At 48.3% G+C, this 23,140-nt stretch carries 19 protein-coding genes; 10 read left to right on the forward strand and 9 right to left on the reverse strand.

Features of this window, described 5'->3' with window-relative positions:
- Positions 1–90 precede the first annotated feature (90 nt).
- The 9 genes from N530_RS18295 (at position 91) to N530_RS0114440 (ending at position 11,300) form a co-directional block, all read left to right on the forward strand.
- The gene (locus N530_RS18295) at positions 91–2,511 is read left to right on the forward strand and encodes a mechanosensitive ion channel domain-containing protein (RefSeq protein ID WP_051540991.1); all 2,421 of its coding nucleotides are present in this window, start codon (positions 91–93) and stop codon (positions 2,509–2,511) included.
- A 111-nt stretch (positions 2,512–2,622) separates the two neighbouring features.
- Entirely contained in the window at positions 2,623–2,901 is a 279-nt protein-coding gene (locus tag N530_RS0114405; RefSeq protein WP_026481261.1) for a hypothetical protein, read from the forward strand.
- A 153-nt stretch (positions 2,902–3,054) separates the two neighbouring features.
- On the forward strand, positions 3,055–4,521 hold the full coding sequence (locus N530_RS0114410) for a UbiA family prenyltransferase (RefSeq protein WP_026481262.1): 1,467 nt from the start codon (positions 3,055–3,057) through the stop codon (positions 4,519–4,521).
- On the forward strand, positions 4,514–5,875 hold the full coding sequence (locus N530_RS0114415; RefSeq protein WP_026481263.1) for an FAD-binding oxidoreductase: 1,362 nt from the start codon (positions 4,514–4,516) through the stop codon (positions 5,873–5,875). The genes N530_RS0114410 and N530_RS0114415 overlap by 8 nt, the downstream gene beginning before the upstream one ends.
- Before the next feature lie 28 nt (positions 5,876–5,903).
- Positions 5,904–6,326, forward strand: a complete 423-nt coding sequence (locus N530_RS0114420; RefSeq protein ID WP_018688368.1) for an EamA family transporter — start codon at positions 5,904–5,906, stop codon at positions 6,324–6,326.
- Entirely contained in the window at positions 6,323–7,336 is a 1,014-nt protein-coding gene (locus N530_RS0114425; protein WP_026481264.1) for an NAD(P)-dependent oxidoreductase, read from the forward strand. The genes N530_RS0114420 and N530_RS0114425 overlap by 4 nt, the downstream gene beginning before the upstream one ends.
- An 8-nt stretch (positions 7,337–7,344) precedes the next feature.
- Positions 7,345–8,859: an aspartate aminotransferase family protein gene (locus N530_RS18300; protein ID WP_051540992.1), complete on the forward strand. Its 1,515-nt coding sequence runs from the start codon at positions 7,345–7,347 to the stop codon at positions 8,857–8,859.
- A gap of 15 nt (positions 8,860–8,874) precedes the next feature.
- Positions 8,875–10,113 carry a hypothetical protein gene (locus N530_RS0114435; protein ID WP_026481265.1) on the forward strand — a complete coding sequence of 413 codons (1,239 nt, stop codon included), beginning with the start codon at positions 8,875–8,877 and terminating at the stop codon, positions 10,111–10,113.
- Positions 10,110–11,300 (forward strand): hypothetical protein, encoded by a 1,191-nt coding sequence (locus tag N530_RS0114440; RefSeq protein ID WP_026481266.1) that lies wholly within the window; start codon positions 10,110–10,112, stop codon positions 11,298–11,300. The genes N530_RS0114435 and N530_RS0114440 overlap by 4 nt, the downstream gene beginning before the upstream one ends.
- Here N530_RS0114440 and N530_RS0114445 read toward each other — a convergent pair.
- Positions 11,297–13,858, reverse strand: a complete 2,562-nt coding sequence (locus tag N530_RS0114445; RefSeq protein ID WP_026481267.1) for an FAD-dependent oxidoreductase — start codon at positions 13,856–13,858, stop codon at positions 11,297–11,299. The two genes, N530_RS0114440 and N530_RS0114445, sit on opposite strands and share 4 nt — an antisense overlap.
- A 178-nt stretch (positions 13,859–14,036) precedes the next feature.
- Between N530_RS0114445 and N530_RS0114450 the strand changes: the two genes are divergently transcribed.
- Complete coding sequence (locus tag N530_RS0114450; protein ID WP_026481268.1) at positions 14,037–14,696, forward strand: ABC transporter permease; 660 nt, start codon at positions 14,037–14,039, stop codon at positions 14,694–14,696.
- Here the strand turns inward: N530_RS0114450 and N530_RS0114455 are convergent.
- The 8 genes from N530_RS0114455 to N530_RS0114490 all read right to left on the reverse strand — a co-directional run bounded on the left by N530_RS0114455 (position 14,693) and on the right by N530_RS0114490 (position 23,134).
- The gene (locus tag N530_RS0114455) at positions 14,693–15,460 is read right to left on the reverse strand and encodes a substrate-binding domain-containing protein (protein WP_026481269.1); all 768 of its coding nucleotides are present in this window, start codon (positions 15,458–15,460) and stop codon (positions 14,693–14,695) included. The genes N530_RS0114450 and N530_RS0114455 overlap by 4 nt on opposite strands.
- Before the next feature lie 46 nt (positions 15,461–15,506).
- On the reverse strand, positions 15,507–16,523 hold the full coding sequence (locus N530_RS0114460) for a GlxA family transcriptional regulator (protein WP_081773995.1): 1,017 nt from the start codon (positions 16,521–16,523) through the stop codon (positions 15,507–15,509).
- Positions 16,524–16,680: 157 nt separating this feature from the next.
- A complete protein-coding gene (locus N530_RS0114465; protein WP_026481271.1) occupies positions 16,681–17,862 on the reverse strand; it encodes an MFS transporter in 1,182 nt (393 codons plus the stop codon).
- A 44-nt stretch (positions 17,863–17,906) separates the two neighbouring features.
- Positions 17,907–19,940, reverse strand: coding sequence for an ASKHA domain-containing protein (locus tag N530_RS0114470; RefSeq protein ID WP_026481272.1), 2,034 nt, complete (start codon positions 19,938–19,940; stop codon positions 17,907–17,909).
- On the reverse strand, positions 19,937–20,389 hold the full coding sequence (locus N530_RS0114475) for a hypothetical protein (RefSeq protein WP_162150964.1): 453 nt from the start codon (positions 20,387–20,389) through the stop codon (positions 19,937–19,939). Before N530_RS0114475 ends, N530_RS0114470 begins: the two co-directional genes overlap by 4 nt.
- Positions 20,355–21,425 carry a methyltetrahydrofolate cobalamin methyltransferase gene (locus N530_RS0114480; protein WP_026481274.1) on the reverse strand — a complete coding sequence of 357 codons (1,071 nt, stop codon included), beginning with the start codon at positions 21,423–21,425 and terminating at the stop codon, positions 20,355–20,357. Before N530_RS0114480 ends, N530_RS0114475 begins: the two co-directional genes overlap by 35 nt.
- Positions 21,426–21,476: 51 nt before the next feature.
- The gene (locus N530_RS0114485) at positions 21,477–22,568 is read right to left on the reverse strand and encodes a methylenetetrahydrofolate reductase (protein ID WP_026481275.1); all 1,092 of its coding nucleotides are present in this window, start codon (positions 22,566–22,568) and stop codon (positions 21,477–21,479) included.
- Complete coding sequence (locus tag N530_RS0114490; protein WP_026481276.1) at positions 22,565–23,134, reverse strand: methylenetetrahydrofolate reductase C-terminal domain-containing protein; 570 nt, start codon at positions 23,132–23,134, stop codon at positions 22,565–22,567. Before N530_RS0114490 ends, N530_RS0114485 begins: the two co-directional genes overlap by 4 nt.
- Between the last annotated feature and the right edge of the window lie 6 nt (positions 23,135–23,140).

A 23,140-nucleotide genomic window follows, 5' to 3' on the forward strand; every position in this document is an offset into this window, starting at 1 on the left:
CTCTTTATTATGGTAAGCATTCTTTTGTCGCAAAGTGGCCTCATATGCTGGCCACCCGATGATCAAGGGTAATTGTGCTTTGGAGCCTTTATGCATCTATTTCGACGTTTAATCTCTGTTGTTTTGCTTGTCTTTGTCGCAACATTTGCGGCTGCCCAAGAGGTTGGGGAAGAAGACGTCAAAGCTGTTGAGACGATCACCCAAAAGATCGAGCAATATGCAAAACAGGTTGAAGCTGCGCGCGATTCCGATCAGCGTTTGGTTGAACTGGGCGTTGAAATTGAGGCGCTGGAAAAAGAGCTCTTCAACCGCGGCGTTAAGCTTTCGCCGCGCCTGCCACAAATTAAATTACGACTTGATCAAATTGGTCCAGTACCAGAAGAGGGGCAGGGCGCCGAGCCTAAAAGTGTCGTAGATGAACGGCAGAAACTTGTCGAAGAACGCGGCCGGATAAACCAGCTTTTGGGCATACTCGAAGATCAATCCATTCGAACCAACCAACTGACGGACACGATCTCTGAGGCACGCCGTCAGTTGTTCACTGATGCTTTGTCGCGTCGTTATGATATTACCGATGCCTTCAGTACTGAACTGTTTACAGATGTGGGCGATAGCATCACCTCGCTTACCAACCGTATTCATTCTTGGTGGCAATTTACGTGGCGGTTCAAATCGCAAAATGCCCTGCTGGGGCTTGGCGGTGTCATCGCGCTCACGCTGATTGCGCTATTGGGGTTAAGAAAAATATTTTCTGGGTGGATTTACCGTGACCCAAATGTGGCTGATCCATCTTATCTCACACGCCTGACAACGGCATCTTGGTACACTATTTTACCAACAGCGCTGACTTGGTTGTTTTTTCTTCTGACCTATTTGGTCATGAGCTTTTTGGGTGTCTTGCGCGACGACATTGGGCAGATTCTAAGCACCATCTTTGTTTGTGCTGCGATTATTATCTTGGTTTGGCGGCTCACGGAGGCAATTTTTGCACCGAAACTAAAGCAATGGCGCTTAATTGATGTTTCAGACCATGCGGCACGGCCATTAAAGACATTTGTTGTTCTTATGGTTGTGGTTTCAACGGGTGATGTGATGGTTACCCAAATCAATTCTATCATAGGCACATCGGTGCCCGTGACGATTGTAAAAAGCCTTTTTACTGCAATTGCGGTTGGCTTGTTGTTGATTTCAATCGCTTTTCTTAAACCGTTTGACCGACTTTTAAACGATCAAAGCTTGGTTAAAGTTGCTTGGCCTCGCACGATAAAATGGCTGCTCTGTTTTGCGGGGGCAGGACTGATCATCTCCGCGCTTTCAGGCTATATCGGGTTCTCTCGGTTTGTTGCGCAGCAGATCGTTGTTACAGGCGCTGTCATTGCGACGATGTATCTTGGTATTCGCACTGCGCGAGCCATTTCTGAAGAGAGTGCCTTTGTTGAGACCTCTCTTGGCAAAAAGTTTCTGCACAATTCAAGGCTTACAGAATCTGGCGTTGATCAACTGGGGCTTATCGTTGGGTTTGCAGTCACGGCATTGGTTTTGGCCGTTGGCCTGCCGCTACTTGCACTTATGTGGGGCTTTCAGTGGCTGGACATTGAGCGCTTTGTTATTAGCGCCTTCACCGAGATTCAAATTGGCTCCATCTCACTGTCTATCAGCAGTATTTTGATTGGCGTCGTTCTGTTCTCATTAGGCTTGCTTTTAACGCGTTATTTCAAATCTTGGCTCGACGGTAATATTTTATCGCGTAGCCGTATGGACCCAGGTGCGCGTAGTTCAATCACGACAGCGGTCGGCTATATTGGTGTTGCGATTGCTGGACTGTTCGGTGTTACAGCCGCCGGAATTGAGCTTAGCCAATTGGCGCTCATTGCCGGTGCATTGTCGCTTGGTATTGGTTTTGGTTTGCAAAACATTGTCAGCAATTTTGTATCTGGATTGATATTGCTGGCAGAACGTCCTTTCAAAGCTGGTGATATTGTTGAAGCTGGCGGCTTTACCGGTGTGGTAAAAGTGGTGAAGGTGCGCGCAACCGAAATCGAGACCTTCGATAAGAAAACTTTGGTTTTGCCCAATTCGGAGATGATCAACTCCGCTGTTATCAACTGGATGCACAAGACAGCACTTGGACGTGTGAGCGTAGCTGTCGGAGTTTCCTATGATAGCGATGCGCAGGCAGTTCATGATCTTTTGATTGAAATTGCTAAAGACCATCCGCGTGTGCTGGCCAATCCTGAACCATTTGTTGATTTTTACAATTTTGGTGATTCTGCGCTAGAGTTTGAATTGCGTGCTTATATTGCAGATGTTGGCTTTTCGGTGGGTGTGAAAACCGAGCTGCGCATTGCTATTCATCAGCGTTTCAAAGAACAGGGGATTGAAATTCCGTTCCCGCAGCGCGATGTAAATTTAAAAGTCGTGGGTGATAGCGTTAGCCAAGTTTTAGGAAACGCTGCCCAAGCGGCCCCAACGGTGATAAAGACGGGCAAAACGCCTAATTTGGACGACTAATATCATCGATATAATAATTATGGCTTTGTTCAGGCAGCATTCAGGTTCGCTTGTTATATTGCTTACATAGAAAAGCTCCATTTATTCAGGAGCAGAAAAGGGAGACGCAAAATGTCGTCTAAAATTATTAAAACTGTTCTTATTGTGGGTTCGGCAATTATGGTAACTGCTTTTGCAGCCTCTGCTGCTAGCATTGAGAACAAAGATTCTTCAGCTCACACATTGTCTGTCACTGAGGGTGGCGTGAAAAATGAAATCATTATTGGCGCTAATGAGATCGTTACAATCTGCCAAAGCGGTTGTTTTATCACAATGCCAAATGGTGACCGTGCGGCGCTATCAGGCGGAGAGAGCGTACAGATCGTGGATGGCGCGGCCATCATAAACTAACACCATAATTTTGAATGCAGTAACCGGCAGTTAACGATACTGCCGGTTTTTGCTCATTTTATGCATCGTTTTTACTTTGCTTCATCGATCCTTACCAATTGTCTGTCAGGTTGCCTTCACCTTGAGGATTAGACATTGGGCTAGACGAATACGATGGATGCAAAAACTGAAAATCAAACAATTCCGCTTGCTGTCGATTTAGATGGCACATTGATTGCCGCTGATCTTTTATGGGAATGCTTATTCAAGCTCATCCGCCGTAATGCGCTGTTCTTGTTTATGGTTCCCTATTGGGTTGCTGTGGGGGGTAAAATACGCCTCAAGCAAGAAGTGTTTTCGCGCGTTGATGTTGATCCTACAAAACTGCCTTACCGCGAAGAGGTGCTTGATTATATTCGCGCGGAAAAAAGCAAAGGCCGCAAGATTATTCTAGCGACTGCAAGTGCCCAGCATATTGCAGAAAAGATCGCGGCTGAACTTGGTTTGTTTGATGTCGTCATTGGCTCAACCTCAAAAGTCAATTTGAAATCAAAAGACAAAACCGCATATCTTGTTAAAGAATATGGTGATGGTGGTTTTGATTATATGGGTAATAGCCGCGATGACCTTGCGGTGTTTGATGCCTCACATAAGTCAATAGTTGTCGCGCCAGACAAACATGCGCGCCAATGGGCAAAATCGCATAGTGCAGAAACGCTGGCCGATGGCGGTCCTGCGACCTTCAAAGAATATTTGAAAATGCTGCGCGTTCATCAATGGGCGAAAAACGTGCTTATTGCTGTTGCGCCGATATTGGACCACCGGATATTTGATTTTACGATGATCATGTATGTCGTGGGAGCCTTTTTTGCGTTCTCATTTCTGGCTTCATCGGTCTATGTTTTCAATGATTTGTTTGATCTGGCAATCGATAGAACGCATCCTACAAAACGTAAGCGACCATTGGCTTCGGGCCGGATTGATCCTGCCACGGGCATAAAAATCGCACTGTGTTTGATTGGCCTTTCAGTGCTCATTACGATGCTACTGCCTTCAATGTTTGCTGTTGTTCTTGTGGTTTATTTCATTGCCACGACTGCCTATTCGCTCAAAGTGAAGCGCTGGCTGTTGCTTGATGTTTTAACGCTTGCTGGTCTTTACACAATTCGTGTGGTTGCCGGTGCTGCTGTCACATTCACGCCGGCATCATTCTGGTTGCTCGCATTTTCTGTTTTCTTCTTTTTATCCTTGGCTTTGGTCAAACGTTTTGTCGAACTCGACCAAGCCAGCATCGATGAGAAAGAACGCCTTTCAGGGCGTGGCTATAGACCTGAAGATAAGTCAATCATCGCCCAAAGCGGTATCGCGTCTGCTTTTGCCTCGATCCTCGTTTTAGCGCTTTATATTCAATCGGATGCAGTTTTCGAACTCTATGAATATCCATTCTTGATTTGGCCGATTTGTCCGCTGGTTCTTTATATCATTATGCGTGTTTGGATTTTGGCCAACCGCCGTGAATTTTATGATGACCCAGTTGTGTTCATCATTTCAGATTGGCGCAGCCAAATCATGATCGCTCTTGGCGCAGTCTTGATGCTGGTTGCTGGTTTGCTTGAAGCGGGTGGTACGCTCTTTGGATAATCAGTACGATAGTTTTGGCGGGCTTAATAACCATGCGCGCCATCATGTGAGCGGTGCTGTCGCTGTTCGCGGCATTGAGAGCGCGGCTGCTGATCGTTATTTGCCCTTTGGCAACGGTCGCTCATACGGTGATAGTTGTCATAATGATCATGGTGTGCTGGCTGACATGCGCGGTCAGAACAACATCATTTCTTTTGATGCTCAGAGCGGTTTGTTGACTGCAGAGCCCGGTGTTTTTCTGCATGAGATTATTGACCACTGCGCGCCCCATGGCTGGTTTTTACCGGTTACCCCTGGCACACGCTTTGTCACTTTAGGCGGTGCTGTTGCCAATGATGTGCATGGCAAAAACCATCATGTGCGCGGCACGTTTGGCTGCCATGTTGAAGCATTGACGCTGGTACGTTCTGACGGTGTTCACAGACTAACACCAGATGACTTATCCGGCCTTTTTCAAGCGACCGTAGGCGGGATGGGGCTTACGGGCATGATCGCGCGGGTCACGTTGCGCATGATGAAAATCGCATCGCTTGATGTGACGGAAAAGTTGATACCGTTCCAGACATTGGATGAATATTTTGCGCAGGCTGAACAAGCCGATGCTGACAATGAATATGCGGTGGCTTGGCTTGATCAGCTTTCCGGTGAACGCGGCATATTGATGACCGCTAACCATGCCGACAATGGCAATTTTGATACTGGTTCTCATAAGGCGAAATTGCAGGTGCCTTTTAAACTACCCTTTAATGCGCTCAATCATTTGAGTCTTAAAGCGTTTAATACAGCGTTTTACCATGCGAAAAAACGCAAAAGTGGACAGCTTCTGATATCCAACTATCAAGGCTTCTTTTATCCACTTGATGCGGTTGAAAATTGGAACAGGCTTTATGGGCCGCGCGGCCTATTTCAGCACCAAAGCGCAATTCCGGCTGACCGCGCAGTCGACACTATTCGCCTGATGCTTTATGCCAGCCAAAGGGCAGGGCAGGCATCATTCCTAACGGTGCTTAAAAGATTTGGTGCGGTTAACTCGCCCGGTCTGTTGAGCTTTCCGCAGCCCGGTTACACGCTGACGCTCGATTTTCCCAATCGCGGTGAAAAAACATTGGCGCTGCTTCGTGAGCTGGATCGGTTGACGGTTCAAGCTGGTGGCCGCGTAAATCCATATAAGGATGCGCGTATGAGCGCGCAGACCTTCGCAGCCTCATTTCCAAATTGGGAACAGCTGGAAGCAAAGCGTGATCTTAAAATCATGTCTGATTTCTGGCGGCGTACAGCACAAAAACTGCCCAAAAATGGGAATGCAAACAATTCTAATGAATTAGTTCAGCGGACTGAAACCCCTTCTGTGTAGGGTTTGAAGCAGGGAATAGGAAAGCTAAATGAAATATATCATTTTCATACTCTTTACGGTTGCGACCAATGCCGCAGCGCAGTTGATGCTTAAGCAAGGCATGACCACGCTTTCGCCATCTGTTTTGGCACAAGATAACATCATCCTGAAGCTTTTGATGGTGGTGTTTTCGCCATGGGTTTTCTTTGGATTGGCAACATTTGTCATCTCAATGGCGAGCCATATGTTCGTGCTGTCAAAGGTTGATCTGTCTTTTGCCTATCCGTTTTTATCGCTTGCCTATGTGCTGGTCGCTGTTCTTGCTTGGCAGCTTTTTGGCGAAGAACTCGGCACATACAAGATCGCAGGCATCGTATTCATTTGCATAGGCACTGTGCTGATCGCGCAATCTGGTTCGCCAACGCAAGAAACATCCATTTCACAAACGACAACTGAAGAGTATAATTCATGAAACACGTCATTTTCGGCGGCGATGGTTTTGTCGGTCGCTACCTTGCAAAAGACCTTGTTGAGCGCGGCGAGAAAGTTCTAGTCGCAGACATCCATAAGACAGATCTACCGCATTATAAATCGGCGGAATATGTGCACTGTGATGTAACCAACTCAGCGTCTGTTTCTGGTGTGAAAATCGCCAAGGGCGACATGGTTTATAACATGTCGGCAATGATGCTCTCGCCAATCCAAAAACGGATTGATCGCTATCCGTTTTTCTATCCGGTCAACACATTTGGTGCAGCCAATATTATGGCGCATACCTATGCTTCTGGTGGCCGCCAATTGGTGCAGTTCACGACGGATATGGTTTACGGCAAGACCGTTCAGAGCCCGCAAGATGAAAAGCATCCGATTGAGCCAATTGGCCATTATGGTGCGTCGAAAGCCGCGACAGAAGAGATTGCTGAAAGCTGGCGCGAAAAGGGCATGAACATTACGATCATTCGTCCGCGCCTTATTATCGGCCCTGGCCGTCTTGGTATTTTGGGCAAATTGTTCAAACTGATTGATATGGGCCTGCCTGTACCGATGATTGGTTCTGGCAAAAACCCTTACCAATTTATCTCAGTGTTTGACTGCGCGGAAGCTGCGCGTTTGGCATGGGAACATGGCGTGCCGAACAAGGCTTATAATATTGGGTCGGATAATCCGCCGCCAGTGAAAGTGCTTTTGGGTGATTTGATTAAATCAGCCGGTTCAAAATCCATACTGATCCCGACACCGGGCTTTGCCGTTAAATGGACTTTGGCAACGCTTGATTGGTTCAATGTGCCGATTATGGACCCTGAACAATATATGATCGCTGATGAGTATTGCGTGCGTGATACAACCGCGATCAAGGCAGATTTTGGCTGGGAGCCAAAGTATCGTGACGAAGACATGCTCAAAGATGCTTATGCGGAATATCGCAAAGCTGTTGATGCGGGTGTCGATGTTGGTAACTCAACCGTTGTTGCAGCGGAATAGGAACGAAAATGCTTGATTTTTTGAAGTCTAAAAAAACAGTTGAAGCACGTAAAACCGTTGCTGCACCTTCCGTTGTGACGCCAGTACCAGGACCGGTTTCAAAACCGGATCTGCTATCGGTTGAAGATGCCAAGGCAATGAGCGTTGAAAAGATGACTGATCTATTCAAAACGCATTACAATCCGGGTCAGCTGCATTTTATGAAGCTATTAGGCTTTCATAAAATCAAAATCGAACGTGCTGAAGGCATGTATTATTACGACCAAAACGGCCGTGCGATTTTGGATTTCTTTGGCGGCTTTGGCTCGCTTGCCGTGGGGCACAACAATCCGCGTATTATTGCAGCCCGCAAGAAGTTCCAAGACGAACAGCGCCATGAAATTGCAATGGCTTTCATGAGCCAATATGCAACAGCATTGGCGCATAATATTGCTGCGGTTTCACCGGGCGATCTTGATATGGTGTTTCTTGGTTCATCTGGTTCTGAGGCTATGGAAGCAGCGCTTAAGGTTTGTGAACGTGCTGCTGGTCCAGACCGCTCAATGGTGTTGTTTGCCGAAAACTCATTTCACGGTAAAACAAAAGGCGTTCTGTCATACACAGATGGCCCGCTTTACAAGAGTGAATTCAAGCTGCTTGAAAATGGCGTTAAAGTACCTTTTGGTGATATTGATGCGATTGAAGCTGCATTCAAAGCGCATCCTGAAATTGGAACAGTTTGCCTTGAGACCATTCAAGGCGGCGGCGGCATTAATACGGCACCTGCTGAGTTCTGGCAGAAATTGCGCGCATTATGCGACAAGTACGACGTGTTGTGGCTTGCCGATGAAGTGCAATGTGGTGTTGGCCGCACGGGCCGTTTTTATGCCTTTGAACATTATGGCGTTGTGCCGGATGTAACGGCAATTGCTAAGTCACTTGGCGGTGGCAAATGCGCTATGGCAGCCATGATCGCACGCACAGAAATTTATATGAAAGCCTATGGCACGCCTAAAACTGCACTTATTCATGCAGCGGCGACATTTGGCGGTATCGGCGAAGGCTGTATCACTGCGATGGAAACCATCAATGCGCTTTATGAGGATAACCTCATCAACAATGCGGCTGAAGTGGGTGCCTATCTTAAATCTGAACTTGAGCGTTTGCAGGCGAAATATCCTGATATTATCAAGGATGTTCGCGGGCAGGGCCTAATGGTTGGTCTTGAATTCCAAGATTTTAGCCAAACATTACCTGCTGTCATGCGCCCAGCCGTTGCCATGTTGGACGATAAGCTAAAAGGCTCTTTGTCCGGCTTTATGGGCGCACTGCTTCTGCGTGACCATGATGTGCTTGTCGCCTTTACTGAATATAACCGCAATGTGGTGCGCCTGTTGCCGCCTCTCGTTTGTACCAAACAGAACGTTGATCAACTGGTTGGCGCTATGGACAAGATGCTGGGCAAGGGCGTTGTGATGATCGTAAAAGACTTCATTGCTGCGCAGGTTATCGAGAAGAAAACCAAAGGCAAGAAAGCTGCTTAAAGGCGGGGATGCTTTATGCGTACTCAAGAACATCACATTGAAAATAATAAGCCGCGTGGATTTGATCCACGCGGTATTTTGATCTCCATGTTGCACGCCATTCTTGGCACCTCGGGGCAGGTATGGTTGCGCTTTGGCGGACTTGTCTCCGCGTTAACAATCATTGGTTATTTTGTCGTTGTTATTGGAATAGATTATCTGCGGCCGAGCCATAATTGGGACACGCTTGCCTATCTGGGTGTTGCGGCACGCGACTGGATGGGCATGGCTGATCCGGCGCTTATTCATGCTTTTGCCTATGACACGGTGCGTAGTGCAATCTCACCGGAACAATTTGCAATTTTTACGGAAAATGACGCTTACCGCGAACGGATGTTTGCTGATCCTCAGGCATTCGTTTCAATGCTTGGCATGTATGATGTTAAATGGCTTTATATTGCGTTATTGGTAGCGCTTAGCCCATTTGTCGGTGCGTATGATGCTGGTTTTTTTATCAATATTTTAGCCGCAACATTATTATCTGCTTCAACAATTTGGTGGCTATCTGCCAATAAAATATTGCGTTTGGGCTTTGTGGTTCCTGCATTGATGATGATTGCTGGTGTTGCCAGCTTTGCGATGTCGGATATGCCTGACTTTTTGACGCTTGCATTGATGATGAGCGCGGTTTTTGCACTTGATCGGAACCGTCTATCAATCGGATTTACCCTATTAATTCTCGCTGTAGCCACACGGCCTGACGCACTTGCTTTTGCTGGTGTGCTCATGTGCGCCGCTTGGGTTTGGCGGGATAAAATTACCGCTGGTGCCGCGATAGCTTTTCTTGTTGCCGTTGCTGTTTATGTTGCGATTCAAAGCGTTAGCACGCATCCTGGATGGTGGCCTCATTACTGGTTTTCTACCTATAAAATACAAAATGATATGACTGGATTTGCACCTGCTTTTGACCTCAAAGTCTATGTCGTTGGGCTTGGATGGAACATTGTGCGCAGTGTGCTGGAGGATACTTGGCTCGGCATGTACACCATAACGCTTGGTGTATGGGCTATGATGCAGGCAGGCGGCTTGAAACTAAACAAGCGTAGAACTGTTTTAGTTGGCGCGCTGCTTCTTGGGGTTGCTGCTAAGTTTTTGATCTTCCCGCTGCATGACGGCCGTGTGCATCTGCCACTGCTTCTGCCTGCAATTATGTTACTGATGGTTGGCCTGCGCGATGCATTGGTTTTACCGGACGAGAAAGAGAACTTGAAATGAGCGTCACGTCGCAATCATCAGGCTTTCGCGAAACACTTATGATAGGTGTTCAAAAGCTATATCGCAGGAAGGTTGTTGACGGTATCTGCCTTACTCTAGCAGCAGGACTTATTTTACTGATTGCTGCCTTTAGCATCCTTAAACCTGCCTATAATTGGGATATGATTGCTTATGTCGCCGCTGCGCTTGAGCCTGAATATCCAAATCCAACGGACCTTCACCAGCAAACTTGGGCAGTCATTGAAGCGGGTGCCAGTGAGGGGGATATGCGGCGGCTAACGGATGCTAACCCTTATAATAAAGCCAATTATGAAAGCCCTGAAGCGTTGCAATCGCAATTGGTGATGTTCGCTGTTAAACCCTTATATGTTTGGAGTATCCGTGCGCTAGAGCCTATTATCGGTATTGCTAAGGCTGCGATGGCGATGAGTTGGGCCCCAGGAATATTCGTTGGCTTTTTTACGCTTTTCTGGCTTTGGCGTGCCGATGCACTGCATGCAGCGCCGCTTGTCTTATCCATGTTTATTATCGGTGATTATTTTCATATGGCACGAAATGTGGTGCCCGACATGATGCATGCGGCAATCGCTTTGCCAGCATTATATGCTCTCGCGCGCGGCAAAAGCTGGACTGCTGCAGTGCTTTTGATCGTAGCGGTGGGCATACGTCCAGATTCTATTATTTTGACATTTGCTTTGTTGCTTGTTGCGCCGTTTTTTGGCTTGCGCATCATTCCAATTTTGGCCGCGTTTATCGGTGGATTAATCGCCGCAAAAATAATCGCAAATTATTATGACCATATTGGTTGGTGGTCTCATTTTGTTTTCTCCACCGTTGAGCTGCAAGCCAATGTTGATAAATTCGACCCTGCGTTCTCACTCAATACGATGATTACTGGTTATGTTCGCGGCGTATCCGTTGCACTTCAGCACTCTGAATGGCCTTGGTTGTTTGCGATATTGATCTTTACCCGCCTGTTTGCTCTGGCAAAGGGTATTGTTGGCGAGGCAAAAATCGAAGCTGTGTTTGCTGGATGCGCACTTGGTTTGCTTGGAAAATTTGCAAGCTTCCCTTTACCAGATGACCGGTTTTATTTCATTTTTATAGCCGGAATGACGATCGCGCTGGCCGCGATCATCAAACCTTCATTGGAGCCACAAAGCTTACGCAGTTCTGCTGCCGCTTAAGAGCGCGGTTTTAGATTCTCCGGATCGTAAAGCGGTTCATAGCCAATACCAGCGACTGATACGGCAAGCTCTTCTCCCATATAATCAATCAGCAAGCTGGTGCCTTTTTTCGCATAATCATGCGGCAGATAGGCAAGGGCGATGTTTTTGCCAATTGTAGGCCCAAACGCCATTGATGTTGTGAAAGAGCGGCGGCCCTGTGCATCCACAAGCGTCTGTTTTGTAGCCGGATCAAGAACCGGGCAAATGCCCACAGGATAGCGCGCAACACCTTGGCTATCATTATTGTCGTCAATAATGAGCGTGCACAGCGTTGCTGGTTGATGATCACGCGCACGAATGTCCAGATAGGCTTGTTTGCCGCGGAAATCGGCTTCTTTGACTTTCGGGCGGGCAAGGTCAGCCTCAATGAGGTTGTACTCGGTGAGAAGGTCGGCGTTTTGCAAACGCAAGGATTTTTCCATGCGGCGTGTATTAGCATAGGTTTCAACACCGAACGGCATGACGCCAGCTGCGTAAATGGCATCCCATACGGCAAGACCATCTTCATATTTCATATGAAGTTCCCAGCCCTGTTCGCCAACATAGGAAAGACGCAAAGTGGTCACGGATTTACCAGCGATCTCAATTTGACGCAGTGATGCAAAAGGTGAGTTTTCCTGACTAAGTGCGTCTGGATCACTGATAACCTTTTGCAATGTTGCGCGTGCGTTTGGCCCCCAAACACCAATGGTGGTGTATTTTTCAGATACGTCTTCGATGGCGACATCAAAGCCTTTGTCTTCGGCAAGGCGGCGCAAATAATGATAATCGCGTGGGCCAGCGTCCGCACCATCAATCACGCGGCAACGGTCTGCCATGCGAATGACGGTAAGGTCAGCGGCAACGCCGCCAATATCGTCAAGGAAATGCGTGTATATGCCTTTGCCTATCATGTTGTCGCCGCCGATTTTCGCAACGCAAGCATATTCCATCAGGGCTACATGGTCCGGTCCTGACACTTCAAACATGGCAAAATGCGACAGGTTTACCATGCCGACATTCTCGCTCATCTCAAGATGTTCAGCGTTTGAAACGCGCCAGAAATGGCGGTTGTCCCATTCGTTTGTGCGAACCGGAACTTTATCAGCCCATTTATCAAGCAAATGTTCGTTTGACGCATAGCCATGCGCGCGCTCCCAGCCACCAAGTTCCATGAAATAGCCGCCAAGTTCAACTTCGCGTTCATAGAACGGTGAACGGCGAATGCCGCGTCCGCCTGCGAAAGGCTCGCGTGGGTGAACCGCAGGGTTATAAATCTTCATCGCCGTTTCTGTGCAGCGTGCTTCAATATATTCTTCTGTCGTCTGGAATGGATAAAAACGTGCATAATCAATCGCGTGGTGATCAATTTCCGTGCGTCCATCGGTCATCCAGTCAACGAGCAGTTTGGCCATGCCTGGGCCGTCTTTCACCCAGATTGCGACCGCATACCAAAGGCCGCGCACTTTTTGGCTTTCACCCATTGAAGGGCCGCCATCGGTGGTTACTTGCAAAAGGCCGTTAAATGAGTGGCTTTCATTGTAGCCCAGCTCGCCAAGAATTGGCGTTAGCTCCATAGCACGCTCAAGCGGCTCCATGATTTGTTCGATTGGCAGATCACGCTGTGATGGCGAAAGGCGTGCTTCGTTCTTTTCTAAAATATCGCGTGGATGGCAAAGGCGTGGCTCTTTTTCCTCGTAGTAGCCCCACTCAATTTGGCCGCCTTCTGGTGTCTTTGGGTCGCCCGTATCGCGCATATAGGCCGAGTTGCCCTGATCGCGCATAAGCGGATAACCAATGTCTTTGCCTGTGCCTTCAAACTCTGTGTAAGGGCCAAAGAAGGTCAGTGGGTGGTCAACTGGCATGACGGGCAAATCTTCGCCAACCATATTGGCCATTAGGCGGCCCCAAAGACCTGCGCAGATGATGACTTTGTCAGCCATAATGGTGCCGCGTTCAGTTTTAACGCCTTTGATGTGTCCGTTTTCGACAATCAAGTCGAGTGCTGATGTATTGGCAAAGCTATTAAGCTTGCCGCTGGCGATTGCTTCATCAACAAGTTCGCCAGCCAGCGTTTGGGATCGCGGCGCAACAAGGCCAGCATCAGGGTCCCAGAGCGCGCCTTGGATTTGGTCTTCTTCGAGCAGCGGGAATTTCGCTTTTGCTTCTGCCGCAGAAATCATTTCGGCACGTGTGCCAAAAGCTTTGCCGGATGTGACTTTTCGCTTAAGCTCCATCATGCGCTCATCGTCGCCAACACGCGCGACTTCCAAACCGCCTACCTTTGCGTAACGGCCGCGCTTGGAAAAGAAATCAATCGAATAAAGCGTTGTCCAGCATGTCAAAAAGTCATGGGCTGTCGCGTAGCAAAAATCAGAGGCATGAGATGTGGAGCCGATATCCGTTGGGATAGCTGATTTATCGATGCCGACAATGTCGTCCCAGCCGCGCTCAATCAGATGATGGGCAATAGAGGCGCCGACAATGCCGCCCAAACCGACGATAACTACTTTTGCCTGAGTCGGAAATGCTGCCATATTGGCCTCCCATGTGTTTAATTTAAGCTACGTATATTGTGCCAAATTTGATGCGCGCGGCAATGCAAATAATAGGTACATATCAATTTGATTTATCTCTAAAGCTGTTTTGAATTCCTGTTCTTAATGCGACAAGTTTTTGCGTGAACTATGAAACGCAATAAGCTAGATCAATCTCATGCACCTTTCAGCTGAGATTATTGATATTTTACTTTTGTCATTGCGGGTCAGTATTTTGGCCTCGCTGATTGGCTTGGGTATTGGTGCGCCCATGGGGGCGTATCTGTGCACCATCTCAAATAAGAGCCAAACCATTTGGCTCACTGTCTTTAGCGCGCTGCTTGCTGTGCCCACTGTGGTTGTCGGCCTTGTTGTTTATCTTCTTTTGTCGCGTTCAGGGCCGCTTGGTTGGCTAAACATTTTATTTACGCCCACGGCTATTGTGATCGCACAGGTTCTCATCACGGTGCCTGTCATCACGGTTTTTGTTCACCGTGCCTGTTCTGCTGCATGGCGTGAGGTGGGCGATGCGCTACGCCTTGATATCGTTAAGCGTTGGCGGCGTATGTGGGAGGTTGGAAAAATAGCAAAGGCGGGCCTTGTGACTGCGTTTTTAGTCGCATTTGGCCGGGCGATTTCAGAAGTCGGTGCGGTGATGATTGTTGGCGGTAATATTCGTGGGGTAACGCGTGTGATGACAACCGCGATCACGCTGGAAACGCGGCAAGGCAATTATTCGATTGCTGTTTGGCTTGGGGTAATTTTGGTGTTGTTATCGCTTGGCGTAACGATCGTCACGTTTTTGGTCACGCGTGAGCGCAACCCTTCCAAACTCTAATCCGTGCCAAGAAAGAACATTTGCTGACCATCGATGCGAAAGTCTTTTATAGCTTTTCTGCCTTCTGCGCCCGTTAGCCATTCATGCCAGCTAAGAGCATATTGTGTTTCTTCATTTGGAATGAGTTTGTTTGTAACAACGATGCTTGAATAAGGGTTGTTGATCGGTGGATTGCCCTCAAAAACAATGACATGATCAGCTTTTCTGGCAAACTTTGTCCAGGTTGCACGATCTGATAGAGTGTAGCCGTTGATCTGTGTTGTCGTAATGATTGTTTGCCCCATACCGCTGCCGGCTTCGCGGTACCAAGAACCGAAATTGGCAACATCAAAACCTGCTTTTTTCCACTCACGCAGTTCTTTGCGGTGGGTGCCGCTATCATCGCCGCGTGAGATGAAGGTCGAGCCACCTTGCGCAAGAGCCTTGAATGCATCTGTGGTTGTTTGCGCGTCTTTGAGGCCGGCTGGGTCGTCACTGGGGCCAATAAAGATGAAGTCATTATACATGACATCACGGCGGTCTTTGCCATAGCCTTCGGCAACAAATTTGTCTTCGCCAAGCCTGTCATGGGTTAACAATGCAGCTGCATCGCCGTTTCGTCCCATTGCCAGCGCTTGCCCTGTGCCTATGGCGACAACCTTGACCTTAATGCCTGTTTTTAAAGTGAATTGAGGAATGATTGTATCAAGAAGGCCCGAATTTTCCGTTGATGTTGTTGTTGCCAGAACGAATGATTTATCAGCCGCATGAACCGAAGAAGCCATGATGGCTGCTCCTAATACGCATGCTAAAAACTGCCGTTTGTTCATATTAGGCAACAAGCAATTGTTTGCGTTCTGCGCGTTCTTGCTGCGGTGATTTGGCGTAAAGCTCGCGGTAACATTTTGAAAAGTGCGATGCCGATACAAAGCCGCACGCAATCGCAATTTCAACCACAGGCAGTGCGGATTGTACGAGCAAGTGCCGCGCGCGATCTAACCTGATTTCCAAATAATAGCGTGCCGGAGAACGGCCCATTTCATGGCGGAAAAGGCGCTCAATCTGCCGCCGTGACAATCCGACATGATTGGCGATTTCAAGCAATGATAATGGTTCAGAAAGATTGGCTTCCATAAGCTCGATGATGGCGAGCACACGCGCATTTTGTACACCAAGGCGCGCACGCAAGGGTAGGCGTTGTCTATCACTGGCGGCGCGAACGCGGTCAGTTAACATTTGTTCGCAAATTCTATTCACCAATTCATCGCTGAAATCTTCAAGTATCAGCGACAGCATCATGTCCAATGCCGCTGTGCCACCTGCACAGGTGTAGATGTTCGAATCAACTTCAAAAAGATCAGCATAAACCTCTGCTTTTGGGAACTTTTCCTGAAAGCCGGGCATGTTTTCCCAGTGAATAGCGCAGCGTTTTCCGCTCAATAGACCTGCTGCGGCAATGACATAAGCGGCGGTACATAAGCCACCGATTGCAATACCGCGCGCATATTCTTCTCGCACAAGGCCCATGACTGACTTCGTGGTGAAGTTTTCTATATTGGTGCCGCCGCACACCAAAAACAATGTCGGCCTATTGGAGGCGCTTAAAAGTTTGCGCTCTTCTTCGATTGAGGTCTTTGTTATGACCTCAATGCCATTTGAAGCCGAGACGCTGCCACCAGATTCGCATGACAGACGCCAATTATAAGCATCATAGCCCAACATTCGGTTCGCTGAACGCAGCGCTTCAACCGCCGATGTGAAGGCGATCATTGTAAATTCTGGAAGCAAGTAAAAGACGACAGTACGTCGATAAGCCGCCGAATTTGATTGGGCCTCAGTCATGGCCATCGTCCCTCAATTAAATACCCGAACTACGGGGCGCAAATTCTATTAAGAAAGCAAATCATCAAACGCGCTATTTTAGCAAGAGAAATTTATGCCGCTGGATATTATTCCAGCATGAAATTGCATTGTTGATTGAGGCTCTTAGGTTAAGACAGCCTGCTTAAGCAGGACGATACCAATTTCTGAGGTAGCCACAAAGGATGTGAACACAAATTCCCATGACATAAGCGAGGCAGGCAATGACGAGCATACCGCTCTGATTGAATGTGCCGATGGTGACCGCAAGCACAGGTGTGCCAATCAAATTACCAAAATTACCCGTTTGGACAAGAAGTCCATTGGCCTTTGAACGGTCTTCAATTGTGTTGTTAAGCTGAGGAACGGCGGCAAAAGTTGCGCCTTGGACAAGGCCAAGGCCAATATATAACGCAATCGCCATCCAAGCGTTGACACCAGAAAAAATCATTACCAAGGAGACGACAAAGGCGAGGGCAAACCCCACCGTAACGACTTTGACAGCGCTCATAATCCGCAGCAAATATGTGCCGAGCGTAAGAGACGCGATGATGCTGGTTACCGGCATGGCACCGATCACCAATAGTCTTTGATCTTCTGCAACAAATTGCGGGAGTAGCGTTATCATTGAGACAAAGGTCAGTGTGTAAAATACCCAACCAAGTGCAGGCGCTGCAATAAAGGGTGATTTGTATGCCTGAACATGTGCGATCCAGAAATTGGTGTCTGGCGCGGGTGTTTGCGCGGTTGATAAATTTGTGCGCGGGTTGGGCATGCAAAGAACCAACAAGATGCCAATCAAAGCCATGTAGATGCCGTGATAAAGGAATAGCTGGTCAAAGCGGCCGTTTTTCAACACCGCAGGTGAGATCACTGACATGAGAGCAAAGGCGACACCGAAATATGTGCCCCAAAGTGTCATTGCATAGGTTCTGATCTTGTCGGTGGCGTAGCTCGCAATAAGAGTTGGCGCTGCAACCGCAATGGCAAGGTGCGAAATGCCCTCGATCGCACGTAATGTGATCATGCCCCAGAAAGGCAAAAGCAGAACCTGTGCAAAAGATGTCAGTGCGCCGAGAAACAGGCCGCCAATCAGCAATTTCCGATTGCCATATTTGGCACCCATGACGCCGGCATAAAGACCGAAGATAACGCCTAAGAGGCTTATGGTTGATAAAAGAAAACCAGAGCGTGCATCGCTTTGACCATAATAGGCGCTAAGCTCGCCAAAGATTATCGTGATTTTGGCAAATTGCGCGGCAGCGCCAAGGCCCGCGAGCCAGATTGCAATAATCAAGAAGATCGGATTGACGCGCTGAAATAACATAAAGCAGCTATTAGCCTATTTGGTCGTGCAGAAAAGGCTGAATCTTATGTGCGCCCTCTGCGTCCACCGGATCTGCGTGGCCGTGTTTGTCCATCACTATCATCAGCGTTTTGTTTTCTTGGCGGCAGGTTAACAACCTTTCCAAGCTTTTCGAAAAGGTCGACTTTGTTGGGCAGCGCCATAGCATTGATGAAATGCTCTTGGAACTTCGGCTCCAATGCAGTTTCTACTTTTTCGATTTCACGCACTGTCTTTTCGATTTCGCGGCGGTAATCGCGGTTGATAAGTGCCATGCGCGCGCCTGTGCCAGCCGCATTACCGACGGCTTTTACGTTTTCAATTTCACAATCGGGAATAAGCCCCAGAACCATTGCGTATTTAGGGTCAATGAAAGAGCCAAACGCACCAGCGAATCGAATTTGATCAATCTGCGTTATGTTTTGCTTGTCCATAAGAAGTTTGATGCCTGCATAAAGCGCAGCTTTGGCCAGCTGGATTGCGCGGACATCATTTTGTGAAATAATGATTTTCTGGGCACCGTCATGTAGCAAATATGAATATGTGCGTCCGGTTTCCTGCACACGGCTGGAACGCTCGGTCAGAGCGCCGTTGATCACGCCATCTTCTGAAATGATGCCTGCCAAAAACATTTCGGCAACAACTTCGATGATGCCAGAACCGCAAATGCCAGTGATGCCAGTCTTTTCAACGCTCTCTGCAAAGCCTTCTTCATCAGACCAAAGCTCTGATCCAATAATGCGGAATTTAGGCTCTAATGTTAGCGGATCAATGCGCACACGTTCGATAGCGCCGGGCGCTGCGCGTTGGCCGCCAGATATTTCAGCGCCTTCAAAGGCTGGGCCAGTAGGGGAGGAGGCAGCAACCGTTTGTTGCTTGTTGCCAAGTACAATCTCTGCGTTCGTGCCAACATCCACCATGAGCATAATGTCGTCAGAACGGTGCGGGCCTTCGGCCAAAGTTGCAGCTGCTGCATCGGCGCCAACGTGTCCGGCAATGCACGGGATCATATAGACGCGGGCGCCTTCATTGGCTTCAAGATCAAGCTCTTTGGCCGATGTGTGAACAGCACCGGAAACGGCAAGCGCAAAGGGTGCGCCGCCTAGTTCTGTCGGGTCAATGCCTAAGAAAAGATGGTGCATGACAGGGTTGCCGACAAACACCATATCGAGAATGTCTTGGCGTTCTATCTCGGCAGTTTCGCAGACTTCACCAATCAGTTCGTTTAGCGTCTTGCGGACCGCGTCCGTCATCGCGCCGCGCCCTTCAGGGTTCATCATCACATATGAGACACGGCTCATAAGGTCTTCACCAAAGCGAATTTGCGGGTTTGATGCACCTGCTGATGCGATAACGGCACCAGAAAGCAATGATACAAGATGGAGCGCGATTGTTGTTGAGCCAATATCGCAGGCAATGCCATAGGCTTCGTTTTGAAGTTCAGGCCATAGCGCAATCAGTGTGGGCTGTGCTGTGTCTGAATCTCGATGTATCGCGGCTGTTGCTGTCCAATTTCCTTTGCGAAGGGTCTTTTGGACTTGCGGCAAAATATGTTGCGCGACCTCAATATCTGTCCAGCCCCAATCATTTTCGAGCGAGACTTTCAAGCGATCAAGATCGCCAAGCGGCTTGTGCATGTCTGGTTCTTCAACCTCAACATAGCAAAGTTGGACAGCTGGTTTTCGCTCAAAGACCTTGTTGTCAGCGGCCTTACGTATGACCTGAGCATTGACTTGAACATCAAGCGGAATGTCAACGACAAGATCACCTTCAATCGTTGATGAGCAGGAGAGGCGGCGTCCTTCTTTTAGGTCGCGTTTTTCTGCATAGCGCAGTTCTTTTGCGCCAAGCTCAGAGATGTTTTCTGCTTTTGATTCAATGCCATGCTTTGAGAAATGGCCAGTTTGAATCTCGACTTGGCAGCGGCCGCAAATGCCGCGACCACCACATACTGATTCCACATAAACGCCAAGATCGCGCGCTGCTTCGAGCACATTTGTGCCCTTGGCGAAGCGCCCACGTCTGCCAGATGGTGTAAAAACGACGAGGTGGTCGGTCAAAGTATGCTCCCTACTGAAACTGCTATATTAAATTTCGCAACAGAAACCAAAATAGTCGCGCCAACATAAACACCGATAAAAACAATTAATGAGATCGCTAAGGCCAATAGCGATATTAGAAAATTTTTACTATCAAATACGAAATTAAAATAGTTTTGCGTTTGGCCCATAATTGATGCTGCGAGAGCTAAACCTAAGAACCCAAATGTAAGTGAAATGAAGAATAATCCTGCGCTTTCGAAGGGCGGTAAATCTGAAGTTCGAATATAATCCCCAATACCTAGACTTAACGCAGAACAAAAAATGAAACGAGTGATTAAAGCAACGTAGTCAGATAGCTTTTTTACCTGATCAGGGTCTGACGATTGAAATGGAATATTCATTTGTCTGGCATTTCTAGGGTGTTTGAGTAAATCACCCCCGCGAGCGGCGGCCTTCACGGCGACCACGTGCGCCTGCAATTGCAGCATCGGGGTCTTTGTTAAAGTTGATCCACGCAGCACCGCCATCATCTTGATTAAGCAGGAAATTCGCAGCACGAATAGCTTCCATTTCTTTGCCGGGGCGCGGTTTTGTAGAACCCATGCCAAACATTTTCACAAATGTTTCGTCGTCCATTTCTGGCAATATGATGCCGGCTGCTTCAACAAGCGCGCGTTTTTCTGCAATCTTCTTGGGGCCGATTGGAAGTGCAACAGGATTCATGATCGCTGATGTCATGCCAGCAGCGTAAGCCATAGGGAGGAACGCATTGTTGATACCATGGCGGTTTGGCAGGCCAAATGAAATGTTAGATGCACCACAAGTTGTGTTGACGCCAAGCTCTTCACGCAAACGGCGCACGAGCGTGAACACTTGGTGTCCTGCTGTCGCCATAGCGCCGATTGGCATAACAAGCGGGTCCACCACAATGTCATGCGCGGGAATGCCAAAGTCTGCTGCGCGCTCAACAATTTTCTTTGCTACGGCAAAGCGCACTTCGGGATCTTCTGATATTCCAGTGTCATCATTTGAAATTGCGACAACCGGCACATCGTATTTTTTCACCAGAGGCAAAACCAGTTCCAAGCGTTCTTCTTCGCCCGTCACAGAGTTTAGCAATGGGCGACCTTTTGCCGTTTTTAGTCCGTTTTCAAGTGCGCCCGGGACAGATGAATCAATACACAACGGGCAGTCTGTTACCGCCTGAACATGTTCAATCAATTGCTGCATTAAAATAGGTTCAACAAAATTGTTGTCGGCATAACGCGGATCGGCAGCCATCTTGCCGGAAAATACAGCACCGGAATTGATGTCGAGAATAGTTGCGCCAGCAGCGACCTGCGCAATTGCGTCTGCTTCCACGCGGCTGAAATCACCATCTTCAAGTTCTTGATTCAGGATTTTTCGGCCGGTCGGATTAATCCGTTCGCCGATAACGCAGAACGGCTGGTCAAAGCCAATGATTGTTTCTTTGGTAGCAGATGCAACGATTGTGCGTGTCATGGGAGTCTCCTGAAGATATAAAGAGTTGTTTATATCGTTATATGAATTTGATCAAGTGTTGCTGGCGGCATTTTCAGCCATCTCAGCTGGTATTTGTTTTTGTTCGTCGACGAGTTCTTCCATGCGTTCGGCAACAAGTGCTGCGTCAGATACGGCTTCGCGTTTCCAAGGTTGGCGGCCTTTTAAAACGCCAGAATCATGTACAATTTCGGCGACGAATTCTTCTTGCCGATACGCCATAACATGAATGCCTGAAACGCCCTCGATTTCTTTAATCTCTTGCATGATTTCAATACAGAGACGTTTGCCTTCAGCTTTTTGCTTTTCAGCCCCTTCAAGACGCGTGATGATATGGTCAGGGATGTGAACACCGGGCACATTCGAGCGCATCCAGCGTGCTGTCTTAGCTGACGCCAGCGGTCCAACACCTGCCATGATGTAACACTTTTCATTTAATCCCATATCCACGACGCGCTTCATATATTCGCGAAACATTGGCACGTCGTAGCAATATTGGCTTTGCACAAATTGTGCGCCGGCCTCTATTTTCTTTTTAAGGCGTAGCGGCCTAAAATCATGAGGCGGGGCGAAGGGGTTGATCGCCGCTCCTAGAAAAACATTTGGCGGATAGGTGATTTTGCGGCCCGATAAAAAACGCTCTTCATCGCGCATTGAGCGTGCTGTTTCTAAAAGCGACATACAGTCCAGATCGAATACTGGTTTTGCACCTGGTTGATCGCCCGCTTGAACTCCGTCGCCTGTTAGGCACATAATGTTTTGAACGCCCATTGCAGAAGCGCCAAGGATGTCGCCTTGGATGGCGATACGGTTTTTGTCACGGCAAGCAATCTGCAATATGGGGGCATAGCCCATGCGGGTTAAAAGCGCACAAATGGCAACAGATGACATATGGCAGTTTGCGCCGGATGCATCGACCGCATTGATGCCGTCTACCCAACCTTCGAATATTGCTGCGCGCTCATAGACCTCATTCGGATCTGCGCTGTCTGGTGGGTTTAATTCGGAGGTGATTGCAAATTCGCCGCGGCGCAATACGCGTTCAAGGCGTCCGCGCGAGGAGTGACCCGGCAATGGATCAAGCGGCGCACCAGCATCGAGTGGATTGATATCTGAAATGCTCATGATTTAACGCTTTCTTTTGCCTGCGCTGCCTCAGCGGTGACGCGAAGCCAAGATGAGGTCTCGCGCAAAGATTGGTTCACAGGTTTTTGAACATCCATCATTTTTTCTTGGCCATTTGCCATTTTGCTGGCACCATTCCATGCTTGCACCCATACACAAGGCATATCTGGTTCAACTTCGCAGTTGCCATTTGCGCGCACGCCGCCGCATGGGCCATTGCGCAATTGTTTGGGGCAATTCATAGGGCAGGACATGCCGGTCGAGGACAAAGCGCACTGACCGCACATGCGGCAATCAAACAGCAGGCCTTTTACATGTCTTTCGACAAATGTGACTGGTTTTTCTGCGCGGTGATAGCCGACAGCTTTCCAAAGTGGATGCAGGAACAGAAAAAGTTTGGCAAATTTTTCATAGAACCATTCGAAGAACCGCGCATTGCGCACAACCCAGAGCCGAATGGTGAAACGGCGCTGCTTGCGCCTGTCAGGGCTGACATTGGCGGGCTGAAAATCGGACTTAGCATTTGTCCGGCGTAGTTTCGAAGTCCACGTTTCCAGTCTCGCCATACTGTC

This window comes from Ahrensia sp. 13_GOM-1096m (assembly GCF_000620605.1).
Classification (GTDB): Bacteria; Pseudomonadota; Alphaproteobacteria; order Rhizobiales; family Rhizobiaceae; genus Ahrensia; species Ahrensia kielensis.

What these genes read in the sequence shown, in the direction of transcription:
- N530_RS0114490 (WP_026481276.1), bottom strand. Translation starts at nt 23,134, where the DNA reads ATGGCGAGACTGGAAACGTGGACTTCGAAACTACGCCGGACAAATGCT.
- N530_RS0114440 (WP_026481266.1), top strand. Translation starts at nt 10,110, where the DNA reads ATGAGCGTCACGTCGCAATCATCAGGCTTTCGCGAAACACTTATGATA.
- N530_RS0114460 (WP_081773995.1), bottom strand. Translation starts at nt 16,523, where the DNA reads ATGGCCATGACTGAGGCCCAATCAAATTCGGCGGCTTATCGACGTACT.
- N530_RS0114410 (WP_026481262.1), top strand. Translation starts at nt 3,055, where the DNA reads ATGGATGCAAAAACTGAAAATCAAACAATTCCGCTTGCTGTCGATTTA.
- N530_RS0114405 (WP_026481261.1), top strand. Translation starts at nt 2,623, where the DNA reads ATGTCGTCTAAAATTATTAAAACTGTTCTTATTGTGGGTTCGGCAATT.
- N530_RS18295 (WP_051540991.1), top strand. Translation starts at nt 91, where the DNA reads ATGCATCTATTTCGACGTTTAATCTCTGTTGTTTTGCTTGTCTTTGTC.
- N530_RS0114485 (WP_026481275.1), bottom strand. Translation starts at nt 22,568, where the DNA reads ATGAGCATTTCAGATATCAATCCACTCGATGCTGGTGCGCCGCTTGAT.
- N530_RS0114480 (WP_026481274.1), bottom strand. Translation starts at nt 21,425, where the DNA reads ATGACACGCACAATCGTTGCATCTGCTACCAAAGAAACAATCATTGGC.
- N530_RS0114450 (WP_026481268.1), top strand. Translation starts at nt 14,037, where the DNA reads ATGCACCTTTCAGCTGAGATTATTGATATTTTACTTTTGTCATTGCGG.
- N530_RS0114445 (WP_026481267.1), bottom strand. Translation starts at nt 13,858, where the DNA reads ATGGCAGCATTTCCGACTCAGGCAAAAGTAGTTATCGTCGGTTTGGGC.
- N530_RS0114420 (WP_018688368.1), top strand. Translation starts at nt 5,904, where the DNA reads ATGAAATATATCATTTTCATACTCTTTACGGTTGCGACCAATGCCGCA.
- N530_RS0114455 (WP_026481269.1), bottom strand. Translation starts at nt 15,460, where the DNA reads ATGGCTTCTTCGGTTCATGCGGCTGATAAATCATTCGTTCTGGCAACA.
- N530_RS18300 (WP_051540992.1), top strand. Translation starts at nt 7,345, where the DNA reads ATGCTTGATTTTTTGAAGTCTAAAAAAACAGTTGAAGCACGTAAAACC.
- N530_RS0114435 (WP_026481265.1), top strand. Translation starts at nt 8,875, where the DNA reads ATGCGTACTCAAGAACATCACATTGAAAATAATAAGCCGCGTGGATTT.
- N530_RS0114425 (WP_026481264.1), top strand. Translation starts at nt 6,323, where the DNA reads ATGAAACACGTCATTTTCGGCGGCGATGGTTTTGTCGGTCGCTACCTT.
- N530_RS0114465 (WP_026481271.1), bottom strand. Translation starts at nt 17,862, where the DNA reads ATGTTATTTCAGCGCGTCAATCCGATCTTCTTGATTATTGCAATCTGG.